The 16,124-nt window shown below is 71.6% G+C and carries 10 protein-coding genes and 1 pseudogene; 2 read left to right on the top strand and 9 right to left on the bottom strand.

Translation table 11 applies throughout. From position 1 onward, the window contains the following. Together tmk and topA are read right to left on the bottom strand one after the other, a co-directional pair. Positions 1-2,190: dTMP kinase (gene tmk / locus CCS38_RS08265; protein WP_223732540.1), on the bottom strand; the 2,190-nt coding region annotated here is incomplete at its 3' end. A 191-nt stretch (positions 2,191-2,381) separates the two neighbouring features. Continuing rightward, the gene (topA, locus tag CCS38_RS08260; RefSeq protein ID WP_223732539.1) at positions 2,382-5,207 is read right to left on the bottom strand and encodes a type I DNA topoisomerase; all 2,826 of its coding nucleotides are present in this window, start codon (positions 5,205-5,207) and stop codon (positions 2,382-2,384) included. Between the two features lie 492 nt (positions 5,208-5,699). On the opposite strand from topA, the gene CCS38_RS08255 reads away from it, so the two are divergent. Further along, positions 5,700-6,194, top strand: coding sequence for a DUF2752 domain-containing protein (locus tag CCS38_RS08255; RefSeq protein ID WP_223732538.1), 495 nt, complete (start codon positions 5,700-5,702; stop codon positions 6,192-6,194). Positions 6,195-6,252: 58 nt separating this feature from the next. Here the strand turns inward: CCS38_RS08255 and CCS38_RS08250 are convergent, their stop codons facing one another. The 6 genes from CCS38_RS08250 to bldG form a co-directional block, all read right to left on the bottom strand. Continuing rightward, positions 6,253-6,450: a hypothetical protein gene (locus tag CCS38_RS08250; RefSeq protein ID WP_223732537.1), complete on the bottom strand. Its 198-nt coding sequence runs from the start codon at positions 6,448-6,450 to the stop codon at positions 6,253-6,255. A 170-nt stretch (positions 6,451-6,620) separates the two neighbouring features. Beyond that, positions 6,621-8,213: a DUF7059 domain-containing protein gene (locus CCS38_RS08245; protein ID WP_223732536.1), complete on the bottom strand. Its 1,593-nt coding sequence runs from the start codon at positions 8,211-8,213 to the stop codon at positions 6,621-6,623. A gap of 165 nt (positions 8,214-8,378) precedes the next feature. Further along, positions 8,379-8,951 carry a small secreted protein gene (locus tag CCS38_RS08240; protein WP_223732535.1) on the bottom strand — a complete coding sequence of 191 codons (573 nt, stop codon included), beginning with the start codon at positions 8,949-8,951 and terminating at the stop codon, positions 8,379-8,381. Positions 8,952-9,165: 214 nt separating this feature from the next. Next, complete coding sequence (locus CCS38_RS08235; protein ID WP_223732534.1) at positions 9,166-11,562, bottom strand: sodium-translocating pyrophosphatase; 2,397 nt, start codon at positions 11,560-11,562, stop codon at positions 9,166-9,168. Positions 11,563-12,273: 711 nt separating this feature from the next. Further along, positions 12,274-12,726, bottom strand: a complete 453-nt coding sequence (locus CCS38_RS08230; protein WP_223732533.1) for an ATP-binding protein — start codon at positions 12,724-12,726, stop codon at positions 12,274-12,276. A gap of 110 nt (positions 12,727-12,836) precedes the next feature. Further along, on the bottom strand, positions 12,837-13,178 hold the full coding sequence (bldG, locus tag CCS38_RS08225; RefSeq protein WP_030260174.1) for an anti-sigma factor antagonist BldG: 342 nt from the start codon (positions 13,176-13,178) through the stop codon (positions 12,837-12,839). 55 nt (positions 13,179-13,233) lie between these two features. Between bldG and sftH the strand changes: the two genes are divergently transcribed. Further along, positions 13,234-15,735, top strand: coding sequence for a DEAD/DEAH box helicase (gene sftH, locus CCS38_RS08220; RefSeq protein WP_223732532.1), 2,502 nt, complete (start codon positions 13,234-13,236; stop codon positions 15,733-15,735). Between the two features lie 104 nt (positions 15,736-15,839). Here the strand turns inward: sftH and CCS38_RS35275 are convergent. Then, a pseudogene (locus tag CCS38_RS35275) lies at positions 15,840-16,109 on the bottom strand (Rv3654c family TadE-like protein); the annotation flags it as partial. Between the last annotated feature and the right edge of the window lie 15 nt (positions 16,110-16,124).

The following is a 16,124-nucleotide window of genomic DNA, read 5'->3' as shown; positions in this document are numbered from 1 at the left end:
GAGGCCCGCAGGAAGGCCGAGGAAGAGGCGGCGCGCAAGGCCGAGGAGGAGCGGCAGCACCTGGTCCAGGCGGTGCCGTACGACCGTGGTGACGGCCTCCGGCTCCAGCCCCGCGTCGACGACCAGGTAACGCGCCGGGTCGGCGGCGGCCAGCGTCAGGAAGCCGTTGCGCACCCGCTCGTGGAACTCCGCGGGCTCGGACTCCAGCCGGTCCGGCGCCTCGGTGAAGCGCTCGCGCGCCGTCTCGGGGGCGACGTCCAGCAGGACCGTGAGGTGCGGTACGAGGCCGTCGGTGGCCCAGCGGGAGATGCGGGCGATCTCGGTGGGCGCGAGGTTGCGGCCCGCGCCCTGGTACGCCACCGAGGAGTCGATGTACCGGTCGGTGATGACGACGGCGCCGCGCTCCAGGGCGGGCCGGATCACGCTGTCCACGTGCTCGGCGCGGTCGGCGGCGAACATCAGGGCCTCGGCACGGTCCGACAGCCCGGAGGTCGAGACGTCCAGGATGATCGAGCGCAGCCGCTTGCCGATGGCCGTGGCGCCCGGCTCACGGGTCACCACGACCTCGTGGCCCTTGGCCCGCATCCAGTCGGCGAGCGCCTCGACCTGGGTGGACTTCCCGGCCCCGTCGCCGCCCTCCAGGGCGATGAAGAAGCCGGTCGCGGCCGGGGCCTGGGCCGGCTCGCCGCCGCGCAGCGCCTCGCGCAGGTCGCGGCGGAGCGAGACGCCCTGCCGGTCGTCGGTCTTGCCCAGTACCCATGCGGCGACCGGCAGCAGCAGCGCGCCGACCAGCATCAGCGTGAAGGCCGCGCCGCCGTGCGCGAAGACGAACGAGCCGCTTCCGAGGTGGTGCGGGCCGATGGCGGCGGCCAGCAGCGGGGCGACGATCGCGGCGGGCGCGATCGCGAGCCGTACGACGGCGTGCAGGTGCGCGGTCGTACGGGAGCTGCGGAACTCCTCGGTCTCCTGGTCCAGGAGGGCGTGTCCGGTGTGGGCCGCGATACCGGCGCTCACCCCGGCCAGCAGCGCCAGCAGCAGGACCGTGGTCGGGTCGGGCACCAGGCCCATGGCGAGCAGCGCGAGGCCGGTGACGGCCACGGAGAGGGCGAGCAGCCGGCGCCGGGAGAAGCCGGGCAGCACCTTGAGGGCGCTGCGGATGCCGAGCACCGGGCCGCCGGACAGGGCCAGCACGAAGAGGGCGAAGCCGACCGGGCCGCCGCCGAGGTCGCGGACGTGCAGCACGGACAGGGAGACGGCCGCGGCGATCGCGGCGGCGACCGCGGCGCAGGCCAGTACGAGCAGCGGGATCGCGCCCGTGCGCCCCTTGTCGAGACCGGTGCCGGTCTTCGGGCGGCGCAGGCCCTCAAGGGGCGAGCGCGGACGCGGGGTCCGGGAGCCGGGGAATTCGAGGAAGTACAGGATCGAGACGGACGCGGCGAACAGGCCGGCCGCGACGTACGAGCCGAGCGCCGCCTGGTGGGTGTGGAACCAGTCGATGCCCGCCCCCAGCGCGTTTCCGACCAGCGTGACGACCAGGAGGCCGGCGGCGGCGACGGGGAGCGACACGAAGCCCGTGCGCAGCGAGAGGCGGCGCAGCGCGTCGTGGTTGTCCGGAAGCGGTCTGACGGCGGCGCCCTCTGCGGGCGGCGCGGGCAGCAGCGCGGGGGCCGCGCTCTCCCGGCACACCGTCCAGAAGCGCTCGGCGACGCCGGCCACGAAGGCCGTGATCAGTACGTAGGCGAGCGCGTCGCCCCCTACCCAGTCGATCCACAGGGGGGCGACGATGAGCAGCGCGGCACGCAGACCGTCCGCGGTGATCATCGTCCAGCGGCGGTCCAGCGGCCCCTCGGGGGCGGTCAGCGCGGAGAGCGGGCCGAGCAGCACGGCACCGAAGAGCAGCGTCGACAGCAGCCGGGCACCGAAGACGGCGGCGACCGCGAAGGCCGCGCCCCGGTATCCGCCGCCGAAGGCCGCGACGCCTCCGTTGGGGGTGAAGACCGCCGCTTGGAGCGCGAGCAGGACCAGTACCAGGACACCGAGGGCATCACCGATGCCACCGACGAACTGGGCGCTCCACAGCCGTTTGAGGGGAGGGAAGCGCAACAGGGCTCGCACGGCGCGCTCGCGGGAATCCGCGGCGAGTGCGCCTGATGTGGGGGTCACGTCCGTTGGCTGCTCGGTACGCGTCATTCCGCCAGCCTAGCGGGACCCGGTGACACACCGGGTCCCTCCCCGAACAGAAGATCGGCCTCCGGGCGGGCCCGGCCCTGCCGTCAGCCGTCTGCGGCCACGTCGTGGCTGGTCGCGCCCACGCGGCGGAGCCGCACATCGACGCTTCCCGCGCCCCTGGGGGCTGCGCCCTGACGGGCGCTGGCCCCCAGTCAGTCGTCGGACGCCGCCGACTTTGCGGCCGTCTTCTTGGCCGCGGTCTTCTTGGCGGTCGTCTTCTTCGCCGTCGTCTTCTTCGCGGCGGTCTTCTTGGCCGCCGTCTTCTTCGCCGGGGCCTTCTTCGCCGTCGTCTTCTTGGCGGCGGTCTTCTTCTTGGCCGGGCCCTTGGCGCGCTTCTCCGCAAGGAGCTCGTAACCGCGCTCCGGCGTGATCGTTTCGACGTCGTCGTCGCGGCGCAGGGTCGCGTTCGTCTCGCCGTCCGTCACGTACGGGCCGAAGCGGCCGTCCTTGACCACGACCGGCTTCTCGCTGACCGGGTCCGTGCCCAGCTCCTTCAGCGGCGGCTTGGCGGCGGCCCGGCCGCGCTGCTTGGGCTTGGAGTAGATCTCCAGCGCCTCGTCGACCGTGATGGTGAAGAGCTGCTCCTCGCTCTCCAGGGAGCGCGAGTCCGTGCCCTTCTTCAGGTACGGGCCGTAGCGGCCGTTCTGCGCGGTGATGTCCACGCCCTCGGCGTCCTGGCCGACCACCCGCGGCAGCGACATCAGCTTGAGCGCGTCCTGCAGCGTGACGGTGTCCAGGGACATCGACTTGAAGAGCGAGGCCGTGCGCGGCTTGACCGCGTTCTTGCCGGTCTTCGGGGTGCCCTCGGGCAGGATCTCGGTGACGTACGGGCCGTACCGGCCGTCCTTGGCGACGATCTGGTGGCCGGTCTCCGGGTCCGTGCCCAGCTCGAAGTCGCCGCTGGGCTTGGCCAGCAGCTCCTCGGCGTACTCCACGGTCAGCTCGTCGGGCGCCAGGTCGTCCGGCACGTCGGCGCGCTGGTGGTTCTCGGAGTCCTTCTCGCCGCGCTCCACGTACGGGCCGTAGCGGCCCACGCGCAGCATGATGCCGTCGCCGACCGGGAAGGAGGAGATCTCCCGGGCGTCGATCGCGCCCAGGTCCGTGACCAGCTCCTTCAGGCCGCCGAGGTGGTCGCCGTCGCCGTTGCCCGCCTCGGAGGCGGCGCCCGTGGCGTCGCCCTCACCGAAGTAGAAGCGGCGCAGCCACGGCACGGACTGGGCCTCGCCGCGTGCGATGCGGTCGAGGTCGTCCTCCATCTTGGCGGTGAAGTCGTAGTCGACGAGCCGCCCGAAGTGCTTCTCCAGGAGGTTGACCACGGCGAAGGACAGGAAGGACGGCACCAGGGCCGTGCCCTTCTTGAAGACGTAGCCGCGGTCCAGGATCGTGCCGATGATCGACGCGTACGTCGACGGGCGGCCGATCTCCCGCTCCTCCAGCTCCTTGACCAGCGTCGCTTCGGTGTAGCGGGCCGGCGGCTTGGTGGCGTGGCCGTCGACGGACATCTCCCGGGCGGTCAGCCCGTCGCCCTCGGCGACCTGCGGCAGCCGGCGCTCGCGGTCGTCCAGCTCGGCGTTCGGGTCGTCAGCGCCCTCGACGTACGCCTTCAGGAAGCCGTGGAAGGTGATGGTCTTGCCGGACGCGCTGAACTCGGCGTCCCGGCCGTCGCTCGCCGTGCCGCCGAGCTTGACGGTGACGCTGTTCCCGGTGGCGTCCTTCATCTGCGACGCGACGGTCCGCTTCCAGATCAGCTCGTACAGCCGGAACTGGTCGCCGGTCAGGCCGGTCTCGGCAGGGGTGCGGAAGCGGTCGCCGGAGGGGCGGATCGCCTCGTGCGCCTCCTGCGCGTTCTTGACCTTGCCGGCGTAGCTGCGCGGCTTCTCCGGGAGGTAGTCGGCGCCGTAGAGCTGCGTGACCTGCGCCCGGGCCGCCGCGATGGCGGTGTCGGAGAGCGTCGTGGAGTCCGTACGCATGTAGGTGATGAAGCCGTTCTCGTACAGCTTCTGGGCCACCTGCATGGTCGACTTCGCACCGAAGCCCAGCTTGCGGCTGGCCTCCTGCTGCAGCGTCGTCGTACGGAAGGGGGCGTACGGGGAGCGGCGGTACGGCTTGGACTCGACCGAGCGGACGGCGAACTGCGTGTCCTCCAGCGCCGCGGCCAGCGCACGGGCGTTCGCCTCGTCCAGGTGCAGGACCTGGTCGGACTTGAGCCGGCCGTCGGAGCCGAAGTCGCGGCCCTGGGCCACGCGGCGGCCGTCGACGGTCGTCAGGCGGGCCCCGAAGGTGCCCGGGTCGGTCGCGTCGCCCTCGCGGCCGGTGGCGAACGTGCCGGTCAGGTCCCAGTACTCGGCGGAGCGGAAGGCGATGCGCTCGCGCTCCCGCTCGACGACGAGGCGGGTGGCCACCGACTGGACGCGGCCGGCCGACAGCCGCGGCATGACCTTCTTCCACAGGACCGGCGAGACCTCGTAGCCGTAGAGGCGGTCGAGGATGCGGCGGGTCTCCTGGGCGTCGACGAGCTTCTTGTTCAGCTCCCGCGGGTTCGCCACGGCGTCCCGGATGGCGTCCTTGGTGATCTCGTGGAAGACCATGCGGTGGACGGGGACCTTGGGCTTGAGGATCTCCTGCAGGTGCCAGGCGATGGCCTCGCCCTCGCGGTCCTCATCGGTGGCGAGGAAGAGTTCGTCGGACTCGGCCAGCAGCTCCTTGAGCTTTTTGACCTGGTCCTTCTTGTCGCTGTTCACGACATAGATCGGCTGGAAATCGGCGTCGACGTTCACACCGAGGCGGGCCCAGGGCTCGCCCTTGTACTTCGCCGGAACCTCGGCGGCGCCGTTCGGAAGGTCACGGATGTGCCCGACGCTCGCTTCGACGACGTAACCAGGGCCGAGGTAGCCCTTGATCGTCTTCGCCTTGGCAGGCGACTCGACGATGACGAGTCGGCGGCCGCCGCCTTGTGCGGTGTCGCTGGTCGGGGACAACTTCGCTCTTCTCTCCGGTCGGCGCTGGGGGGTACCTCGGAAGGGGATTCCCGAGGGCGACTCTGCGGTGACGCTGCGGAGTGTGACGGTACATCCCGCCCCCGTGTCAAACGGAAAAAGCCCACAACGCCACTCGAACGGTAACCCGAGTCCGGCCCTTCATGCCGCCCGGACCGCGCGCCACGGGCCCCGCCACTCGGTGTGATCATGCGTCGGAGGGGCGTCGCGGAAGGGGCTTCGAAGGGGCGGCCGACGGTGCCGCGCGCCACGGAAGGGGATACTCCGGATCCGGCTCCGGCAGACGGTCCGGAGCTGGCACGGAAGGGGTACGGAAGGTATTCCGTTTCCGTGTTCCGCCCGCTTTTCTCCCGGGCCTTTCCGGGGCCGCGCACGGCCCCTGGGCGGCGCCGCCCAGGGGCCCGGTACCGGCGCGCGGACGGCTGACAGGATGGGTGGCGGGTCACACACGGACGGCTTCGGGGGGCACAGGGCATGACGAGCGAGCGGGACGTCCCCGCCGGTGCGGTAAAGGCGCCGCCGGCGCCGCCGATCCCGGGCGCGTCGGGGGACGCCGCACCGGGCGCGCCGGACGACGGGCCACGGGTGCGGCGGGCGACGCTGCTGGGTGCCGTGGCGGTGACCGGTCTCACGGCGGCGGCCTGCGCCTATCTGTGGCAGACCGACCCGCACCAGCCGGGTCAGCTGCTGCCGCGCTGCCCTTTCAACGCCATGACCGGCCTGCTCTGTCCGGTGTGCGGCGGGACCCGCATGGTCTATGACCTGCTGCACGGCGATCTGCCCGCGGCCTTCCACGACAACGCGGCGCTGCTCCTTCTAGGAGTGCCGCTCGCGGCGTACGTGGGCGGGCGGCTGCTCTACGAAGGGCTGCGGGGCCGCCGCTACCGTCCCCGGCCGACGCCGCGCGCCCTGGCCGCGGTCCTGGCGACCGCGATCGTCTGGGGCGTCGTACGGAACGTGGTGGGCTGACCGCCGCACGGGCGGGGTCCGCCGGCACGTACGCCGGGCCTGGGCCGGGTACCGGCGCTCACGCGGTGGACAGCAGCCAGCAGCCGGCTACCAGGAACAGCGTGCCGAAGAGCGCGGTCATGGTCACCGCGAGCGGGCGGCTCACGCCGTGGGCGACCGGCGCGCGGAAGCTGACGCGCGCCACCAACCACAGCAGCAGCCCGCTGCCGAAGAGCGCGAAGGCGGCACCGGAGAACACCGCGGGTCCACTTTCCATGCGGGCACCCTGGCACTCCCGTACGGCCCGCGGGCGAACAGCGGGTGAACGCGCGCGGCAACTCCCCCGTACGGGCTTCACAATCCGCGGTGCGCACCGTTTCCCGGTACGCACCGCCGTGAGCCCGGCGTCCCCGTGAGCCGCCGTCCCCCGTGAGCCCGCCTCCGCCGTCAGCCCTCCCCGGGGCCCGTGGCCGCCACCGGACCGTCGACCGGCTCCAGGAAGCCCTGCTCGACCAGCATCCGGATCGCCTCCGGGGTGCGGTCCCGCAGCATCACCGGGTCCTCGCCGACCAGTTGGGCGATCGCGTCCAGGATGCGACCGGCCGGCAGCGAGCCGTCACAGACCCCGGCGAAGCCCGCGCCGACCGTGTCGACCTTCGTCGCCCGTCGCATACCGCGGTTCTGACGGAGCACCACGTGCTCCGGGTCCTCCGCGCCCGGCAGCCCGACCTGCTCCTGCACGACCTCGGGGGCCAGCTTGAACCGCCCGGCCAGCAGCGCCGCGTCGTCCGTGGCCCGCAGATAGTCCTGGCGCTCGAAGTGACGGAGCACCGCGGGGCCGAGCGGCTGCTCCACCGGATGCGGCCACTCCTCGATCGTGATCGAGGGGTTCTCGGCGCCGGACTTGCGCAGCGTGATCCACCCGAAGCCGACCGCCTTCGTCTTGCGCGCCTCGAACTCGTCCAGCCAGGCTTCGTACCGCGCCGCGTACTCCTCCGGGCCCGCCCGGTGGTCGCCGGCGTCCCGCAGCCAGAGCTCGGCGTACTGCGTGATGTCCTGCACCTCGCGCTGCACGATCCAGGCGTCGCAGCCGCTCGGCACCCACGCGCGCAGCCGGTCGCGCCAGTCCTCGCCCTCGACGTGCTGCCAGTTGGCCAGCAGCTGGCAGTACCCGCCGTCGTTCAGATGGCCGGCGGCCTGCTGCACCAGAGTGCGGCACAGGTCGTCGCCGCCCATGCCGCCGTCCCGGTACGTCAGCCGCGCGCCCGGGGAGATCACGAAGGGGGGATTCGAGACGATCAGGTCGTACGTCTCCTCGCCGACCGGCTCGAACAGCGAGCCCTCCCGGAGGTCGGCGGGCTGCGCACCGGAGAGCGCGAGGGTGAGCGCTGCGATGCGCAGCGCCCTCGCGTTCAGGTCCGTGGCGGTGACCTGGGTGGCGTACTGCGCGGCGTGCAGCGCCTGAATGCCGGAGCCCGTACCGATGTCGAGCACGGAGTCGAAGTGCGGGCCGTCGGCCGGGGCGCCGCCCTCGGGGCGCAGCGTGAGCCCGGCGAGGGTCGTGGACGCACCGCCCACGCCGAGCACCAGCTCGGAGCGGTCCACACCGGCCGGGCCGCGGCCGATGCCGCCCGCGCCGCCGACCGCGCAGCCCAGGTCGGAGACGATCCACCAGTCCTGGCCCTCGGGGCCGCCGTACGGCCGTACGTCCACGGTCGCGCGCACCTCGTCGCCGTCCCGCACGAGCCAGCCGTCGGCCAGGCAGTCGTCCAGGGGCAGCGCTGCGCCCGCGCGGGCGGCCGGCACCGGCTGCTGGAGCAGGAAGAGCCGCACCAGCGTCGCCTGCGGGCTCTCGCCTCTCGTGGCGCGCAGGGCCGGCACGGTCTCGCTGCGGGCCAGCGCGGCGTAGGCGGTGGCGCCGAGCAGCTCCAGCAGGCCGTCGGCGGTGAAGCCGGCGGCCAGCAGCGCCTCCCGCAGCCGGGAGGTGCGTGCGGCGGACTCGGGGTCTCGGTCGTCTGCGATGGGGAGGTGCGTACTCACGCTCCCATTGTCAGGCCAACCGCTGACAGCGAACCACCGCCACGACGGAGGCGCCCGGCCGGTCCGGTACGGATGTGTCCGTACCGGACCGGACCGCCGGCTCCGTAGGCGCGGCGTGCGCAGGAACGGCGTCCGTACGAACGGCGCCCGTAGGCGCGGCGTCGGTCAGGAACTCTTCTTGGGCGAGCCCGTCGCCTTCTGTGTCTGGCAGCCCTTCTGACCCGCCATCGCCTTGCCGACGTCGCCGGACTCCAGCTTCTTGAAGGCGGCCTCGCTCTTCTTGTTGAGCTTGTTGATGCCGTCCGAGAGCGAGCGCAGCCCGTCGGCAAACTTCTGCTTGTCCTTCGTGTCCAGCCCGTCGACCTGCTTCTTGAGGTCCGCGTAGCCCGAGGAGAGCCCGTTCAGCTCCTTGACGGCGTTCTTCTGGTCCGCCGGGCCGCCGTCGACCGGCGGGGCGCCGGCCTTCTTCAGGGACTGCGCCAGCGAGCCGTACGCGTCCGAGATCTTCTGGAACGCCTGGGAATCGGTCTGCTGGACCTTCTTGGAGTCGGTACTGCCGTCATCAGCGGTCTGCATCGACGCGTTGGCGTCCTGGATCTGCTTGAACTGAGCCTGCGCCGGGTCGCAGAAACGCTTGGCCCAGTCGTCGAGCTTCTTGTTGCTGTCGTCGCTGCAGCCGCTCAGCGCGAGTACCAGTGCCGCACCGCCGGACAGTGCAGCCACAAGCTTCTTGTTCACCGGATTGGTCCCTTCCATGGCTCTCGGCCCCGGAACATACACGCCCAGAGGGCTTTGACCATGAGACGAGCATCCCGTACGACCCGCATTGAAGCCATTTGCACCAAGAGACGGTGACCGATACCTCTCGTTCCCGACACGCCGACGGGCGGGTGCCCGAGGCGTACAAAACACCTCGCGCACCCGCCCGTTGAGCGGCTGTGCCGGTCGCCCGCTAGGAGGCGACCGCCGGGTCGGCCGTCTGAGCGACCTTCCCCGAGTTGTCTTCGTCACCCACGGCGATGCCGCGGCGCTTGGAGAGGTACACCGCGCCCACGATGATGAGCAGCGCGAGGACCGCGACCCCGATCCGCAGGCCGGTGTTAGCGTCGTTGCCGTAGCTGAACTTCACCACGGCCGGCGCGATCAGCAGCGCCACCAGGTTCATCACCTTCAGCAGCGGGTTGATCGCCGGGCCCGCGGTGTCCTTGAACGGGTCGCCCACGGTGTCACCGATGACGGTCGCCGCGTGCGCCTCGCTGCCCTTGCCGCCGTGGTGGCCGTCCTCGACCAGCTTCTTGGCGTTGTCCCAGGCACCGCCGGAGTTGGCGAGGAACACCGCCATCAGGGTGCCGGTACCGATGGCGCCCGCCAGGAACGAGCCGAGCGCGCCGACACCGAGCGAGAAGCCGATCGCGATCGGGGTGAGCACCGCCAGCAGGCCGGGGGTCGTCAGCTCGCGGAGCGCGTCCTTGGTGCAGATGTCGACGACCCGCCCGTACTCGGGCTTCTCGGTGTAGTCCATGATCCCGGGCTTCTCCCGGAACTGCCGGCGCACCTCGAAGACCACCGAACCGGCCGACCGGGACACCGCGTTGATCGCCAGCCCCGAGAAGAGGAAGACGACCGCGGCGCCCAGAACCAGCCCGACGAGGTTGTTGGGCTGCGAGATGTCCAGGCTCAGCCCCATGCCCGTGGCGGCGTCGCCCACCTCCCCCACGGCCTTGGCGATCGCGTCCCGGTACGAACCGAACAGCGCGGCCGCCGCGAGCACCGCCGTGGCGATCGCGATGCCCTTCGTGATGGCCTTGGTGGTGTTGCCCACCGCGTCCAGGTCGGTGAGCACCTGCGCGCCGTCGCCCGTGACGTCACCGGACATCTCGGCGATGCCCTGCGCGTTGTCGGAGACCGGCCCGAAGGTGTCCATGGCGACGATGACGCCGACGGTGGTCAGCAGGCCCGTACCGGCCAGCGCGACCGCGAACAGCGCCAGCATGATGGACGTACCGCCCAGCAGGAACGCGCCGTACACGGCCAGCCCGATCAGCACGGCCGAGTAGACCGCCGACTCCAGGCCGATGGAGATGCCCGACAGCACGACGGTCGCCGGACCGGTCAGCGAGGTCTTGCCGATGTCCCGTACGGGGCGCCGGTTGGTCTCGGTGAAGTAGCCGGTCAGCTGCTGGATGAGCGCGGCGAGCACGATGCCGATGGCGACCGCGACCAGGGCCAGCACGCGCGGGTCGCCCGCCCGGCCGGTGATCGCGTCGTCGGTGACACCGGCCAGGCCCGCGTAGGTGGACGGCAGGTACGTGAAGGCCGCGATGGCCACCAGTACGAGCGAGATCGCGGCGGAGATGAAGAAGCCGCGGTTGATGGCGGTCATGCCGCTGCGGTCGGAACGCCGGGGCGCGACGACGAAGATGCCGATCATCGCCGTGACGACGCCGATGGCCGGGACGAGCAGCGGGAAGGCCAGGCCGGCGTCGCCGAAGGCGGCCATGCCGAGGATCAGCGCGGCGACCAGGGTGACCGCGTAGGACTCGAACAGGTCGGCGGCCATACCGGCGCAGTCGCCGACGTTGTCGCCCACGTTGTCCGCGATGGTCGCGGCGTTGCGCGGGTCGTCCTCGGGGATGCCCTGCTCGACCTTGCCGACCAGGTCGGCGCCGACGTCGGCGGCCTTGGTGAAGATGCCGCCGCCGACTCGCATGAACATGGCGATCAGCGCGGCGCCCAGACCGAAGCCTTCCAGCACCTTCGGGGCGTCCACCGCGTACACGAGGACGACGCAGGAGGCGCCCAGCAGGCCGAGGCCCACCGTGAACATGCCGACGACCCCGCCCGTACGGAAGGCGATCTTCATCGCCTTGTGCGAAACGGCCGTCAGATCACGGGGAGCCGTATCGCCTTCGGCCGGAGTGGCTTCGCGGGCGGCCGCGGCGACGCGCACATTGCTGCGCACCGCGAGCCACATGCCGATATAGCCGGTGGCCGCGGAGAATCCCGCGCCGATCAAGAAGAAGGCGCTGCGCCCGATGCGCTGCGTCCAGTTGTCGGCGGGCAGCAGCATGAGCAGGAAGAACACCACGACGGCGAATACGCCGAGGGTGCGCAACTGCCGTGCGAGATAGGCATTGGCGCCTTCCTGCACGGCAGCGGCGATCTTCTTCATACTGTCGGTGCCCTCGCCGGCCGCGAGCACTTGCCGCACCAGTACGGCCGCGACGGCGAGCGCCGCCAGTGCCACGAGGGCGATCACCAGCACCATGCCGCGGTTGCCGCTCGTCAGCGATGGCTCGGCCAGGTATGTGGGGGTGTCGAGCATCAGAGGGGTGTAAGGCCCCGCCATTCGTCCTCCTTGACGTTTGGCACATGGGCGCGCGAATGCACGCTCAGGCGTCCTGAGCAAAGATGTGGACGGATTGTAGGGAGCTGCACTAGATCAAAACAGTACGCGTCAAAGGGAATTCGCCTGCAGCCGCGAAGATCAATAGGTGATCGCTGCGAGAATTAGCCCGAAAGACGGAATGCAGCAAATTCGCTGACCGCATCCGGATGATCTCGCTGTCCTATTGAACGCCGCTGCTCAGAGCGGCCGCCCGAGATCCTTTACGCGCAGGCCGTACGGGGCGCGCCGCGGAGCCGCGGCCTCCGCTCCGGCGCCCGGCGCCGACGGAACGGCTCGCGTGTGCGTACGCGTACGAACATGTAGGCGCAGGCGTAGGTCCGCCGGTACAGCTGCGCGCGGCGCTTCCACGCATGCGGACGGCATGGACCGCCGTACGGCACCGGTAGGAGCGGGGGCCGGTCAGTGGACGCGGAGGGCCGCTGGCGGCCACTGAAGGCTGCTGGCAGCGCTGCGTGCGGTCCGAGGGCACCCCGGGCGGGGTGCGGCCGTCGGAGGCGCTGTGCAGGCACGCTGCGAGGGCGCACTGTGAGGGAAAGCTCTGAGGGCAAGCTCTGAGGGCGCTTGATCGGCCCGGAGTCTGGCCCGGAGTCATCGGGCCGTGGCGGGTTCCAGCAGGACGGGACCGCCCCTCCCCGGACTTACTTCACTTACTTACGGCAGTACCGGGTCCGGGACCGTCGGCCAGCTCATGCGGATGACGCCACCGGTCTCGGTGGAGGACACCTCGACATCGTCGACCAGGCCGCTGATCACCGCGAGGCCCATCTCGTCCTCGGCCTCGTCGACCACGGACTCCGCGCCGTCCGGCTCGCCGCCGGCGCCCTGGACGCCCGGCACGGAACCGACAGGCGTCCCCGGCACCTCGTCACCGACCTCGATGGAGAACTTCTTCTCATCCTCGATCAGCATGACCGTGATGGGCTCGGTGACGTCGTTGCTGCGGTGCAGACCCACCGCGCGGCTGCACGCCTCACCGACGGCGAGGCGGACCTCGTCGAGCACCGCCTCGTCCACCCCGGCCCGTCGCGCCACGGCGGCCGCGACCAGACGCGCGGTCCGTACATGCTCGGGCAGGGCGCTGAAACGAAGTTCGACGGTGGCCATTGCCATCCCCCTCGATATGCGGGCGTGCTACGCAGGGGGCCGGACGCGTTGTCCGGTACCCCCCACTGCTTCCTGCCCCCGTGCACATGGCACGGGGCACCGGACAGCCGTCAGTCGGTTGCCGCGACTGCCTCGTCGACCGAGGTGTGAATCGGGAACACCTTCGTCAGTCCGGTAATACGGAAGATCTTAAGAATGCGCTCCTGGTTGCAGACCAGGCGCAGCGAGCCCTCATGGGCACGCACCCGCTTCAGGCCACCCACCAGCACGCCGAGCCCGGTGGAGTCGAGGAAGTCGACGCGCTCCATGTCCACCACGAGGTGGTAGCTGCCGTCGTTCACGAGCTCGACCAGCTGCTCCCGCAGCTTGGGCGCGGTATATACATCAATCTCGCCACCGACGTCGACGACCGTACGGTCGCCAACGGTACGGGTCGACAGGGACAGGTCCACGGATCCTCCAGCACCTTGCTATCGAGCGGTCGCCCCCCATGGATCGGCAGCCGCGATGGCATTCAATCACTTACCAGCAGGCGCGCACGACGCCTTAAGAGCATTGTCCGTCACTCCGGTGACACACTCGGTGCCGATGGCCTCCAATCAACCGCCGCCGGATGCGGGTGCGCGACCCTCCCCGGGCATGGTCCTCGACCGTCTCGCCAGGGGAGAGATCCGCGCTACGCGCATCACCCATACGGAGCACTTGCCCCCGCGGATCGGCAGCCATGCCGACTGGCCCGCAACTATCCGTACGGAAGTGATCGACGCCATCCGTACCACGGGCATCGAGCGCCCCTGGGAGCACCAAGCCCGCGTGGCGGAGCACGCGTTGCGCGGTGAGTCGGTCATCGTGGCCACCGGCACCGCCTCCGGAAAATCGCTGGCGTACCTCGCCCCCGTGCTGTCGGGGCTGCTGGACGGCTCCGAGGCGCCCAACGGGCGGGGGACGACCGCGCTGTACCTCGCTCCCACCAAGGCGCTCGCCGCCGACCAGCGGCGCGCCGTGCGCGATCTGGCCGCCCCGCTGGGCACGGCGATCCGCCCGGCCGTGTACGACGGCGACACGCCGGTCGAAGAACGCGAATGGGTGCGTCAGTACGGCAATTACGTCCTCACCAACCCCGACATGCTGCACCGGGGCATCCTCCCGGCCCACCCCCGCTGGTCCTCCTTCCTGCGCGCGCTGCGCTACGTGGTCATCGACGAGTGCCACACCTACCGCGGCGTCTTCGGGTCCCATGTCGCGCAGGTGATACGCCGGCTGCGCCGGGTCTGCGCGCGCTACGGCTCCGAACCGGTCTTCCTGCTGGCCTCCGCCACCTCCGCCGAGCCCGCCGACTCCGCCGCGCGGCTCATCGGCCGGCCGGTCGTGCAGATCACCGAGGACACCTCGCCGCGCGGGGAGGTCGTCTTCGCCCTCTGGGAGCCGCCGCTGACGGACCTGCACGGCGAGCAGGGCGCTCCCGTACGCCGCACCGCCACCGCCGAGACGGCCGACCTGCTCACCGACCTCGCCGTACAGGGCGTCCGCAGCGTCGCCTTCGTACGCTCCCGGCGCGGCGCCGAGCTGATCGCCCTGATCGCGCAGGAACGCCTCGCGGAGGTCGACAGATCGCTGCCCGGCCGCGTCGCCGCCTACCGGGGCGGCTATCTCCCCGAGGAGCGCCGCGCGCTGGAGCGTGCCCTGCACACCGGCGACCTCCTCGGGCTCGCCGCCACCACGGCGCTCGAACTGGGTATCGACGTCTCCGGCCTGGACGCCGTCCTCATCGCGGGCTATCCCGGCACCCGCGCGTCCCTGTGGCAGCAGGCCGGCCGCGCGGGCCGGGCCGGCCAGGGCGCGCTCGCCGTGCTCGTCGCCCGCGACGACCCCCTGGACACCTATCTCGTTCACCACCCCGAAGCCCTCTTCTCCCAGCCGGTCGAGTCGACCGTCCTCGACCCCGACAATCCGTACGTCCTCTGGCCCCACCTGTGCGCCGCCGCGGCGGAGATCCCGCTCGGTGAAGAGGATGTGGCCCTCTTCGGCCCGGAGGCCCCCGATGTGCTCGCGGGCCTGGAACGCCGCCGGCTGCTGCGCCGCCGCGGGAAGTCCTGGTACTGGACCCGCCGCGAACGCGCCGCCGACCTCACCGACATCCGCGGCCAGGGCGGCTCCCCCGTCCAGGTCGTGGAGGCCGCCACCGGCCGGCTGCTGGGCACGGTGGACGAGGCCGCCGCGCACTCCACCGTCCACGAGGGCGCGGTCCACCTGCATCAGGGCCGTACGTACGTCGTGCAGCACCTGGACCTGGAGGACAGCGTCGCCCTGGTCGAGGAGTCCACGCCGCCCTGGTCCACGACCGCCCGCGACACCACCGCCATCTCCATCCTGGAGACCGACATCGAGGTGCCGTGGGGCGACGCGCGCCTGTGCTTCGGCTCCGTCGAGGTCACCAACCAGGTCGTCTCCTTCCTGCGCCGCAAGCTGATCACGGGCGAGGTGCTCGGCGAGACAAAACTCGACCTGCCGCCCCGTACGCTGCGCACCCGCGCCGTGTGGTGGACGATGACCGAGGACCAGCTCGACGCGGCCCGGGTCAATCCGGAACAACTGGGCGGCGCCCTGCACGCCGCCGAACACGCCTCCATCGGCATCCTTCCGCTCTTCGCCACCTGCGACCGCTGGGACATCGGCGGGGTCTCGGTCCCGCTGCACCCCGACACGCTGCTGCCCACGGTCTTTGTCTACGACGGCCACCCGGGCGGCGCGGGCTTCGCGGAACGCGCCTTCCACACCGCGGCCGAGTGGCTCACCGCCACCCGCCAGGCCATCGCCTCTTGTGAGTGCGACGCCGGCTGCCCCTCCTGCATCCAGTCCCCCAAATGCGGCAACGGCAACGAACCACTCCACAAACGAGGCGCCGTCCGACTGCTGACGGAACTGCTGCGGGGTGCGGCGGGGACCGGGGCGGAGAACGGGTCCGGGACGGAGGCCGAGGCGTCGGCCCGCGGGGACGGCGGCGGCTGATTTCGGGGCGGCGGCACCCCGGTCGGGTTCAGGGGCGCATCCGCCGGTCCCGCCCGGGAGCGGATGCGCGGGGCGAACGGTCCCGCGCGGGCCTCGGCCGACACATCCGCGACCGCCGCCCGTACCGCGCACCGCACCAGCCGGGCCCCCTGCGCCACCGCGACCCGACGGGCCGCGCCGCACGCCTCCCCCTCTCCGTACACGCTCCGCGCCGAGGCGGCGAGAGCCGCCAGATCCGCCGCCGCACCCGCCCTGTGACGAGCCATCACGGCCTGCCCCAGCACGATCACCACGGCGAACACCGCGCACAGCGCCATGCTGCTCACAGCCACCCAGACGGTCGCGGATCCCCTGTCTCCCCGCCGTCCCCGCAGTTCCCCGCGCCTCCC

Source organism: Streptomyces purpurogeneiscleroticus (genome assembly GCF_020024005.1).
Classification (GTDB): Bacteria; Actinomycetota; Actinomycetes; order Streptomycetales; family Streptomycetaceae; genus Streptomyces; species Streptomyces purpurogeneiscleroticus.
The sequence above is the reverse complement of the archived record's forward strand: the minus strand, read 5'-3'. Positions and strand labels throughout refer to the sequence as shown.

What these genes read in the sequence shown, in the direction of transcription:
- CCS38_RS08255 (WP_223732538.1), top strand. Translation starts at nt 5,700, where the DNA reads ATGACGAGCGAGCGGGACGTCCCCGCCGGTGCGGTAAAGGCGCCGCCG.
- CCS38_RS08250 (WP_223732537.1), bottom strand. Translation starts at nt 6,450, where the DNA reads ATGGAAAGTGGACCCGCGGTGTTCTCCGGTGCCGCCTTCGCGCTCTTC.
- CCS38_RS08235 (WP_223732534.1), bottom strand. Translation starts at nt 11,562, where the DNA reads ATGGCGGGGCCTTACACCCCTCTGATGCTCGACACCCCCACATACCTG.
- CCS38_RS08230 (WP_223732533.1), bottom strand. Translation starts at nt 12,726, where the DNA reads ATGGCCACCGTCGAACTTCGTTTCAGCGCCCTGCCCGAGCATGTACGG.
- sftH (WP_223732532.1), top strand. Translation starts at nt 13,234, where the DNA reads ATGGCATTCAATCACTTACCAGCAGGCGCGCACGACGCCTTAAGAGCA.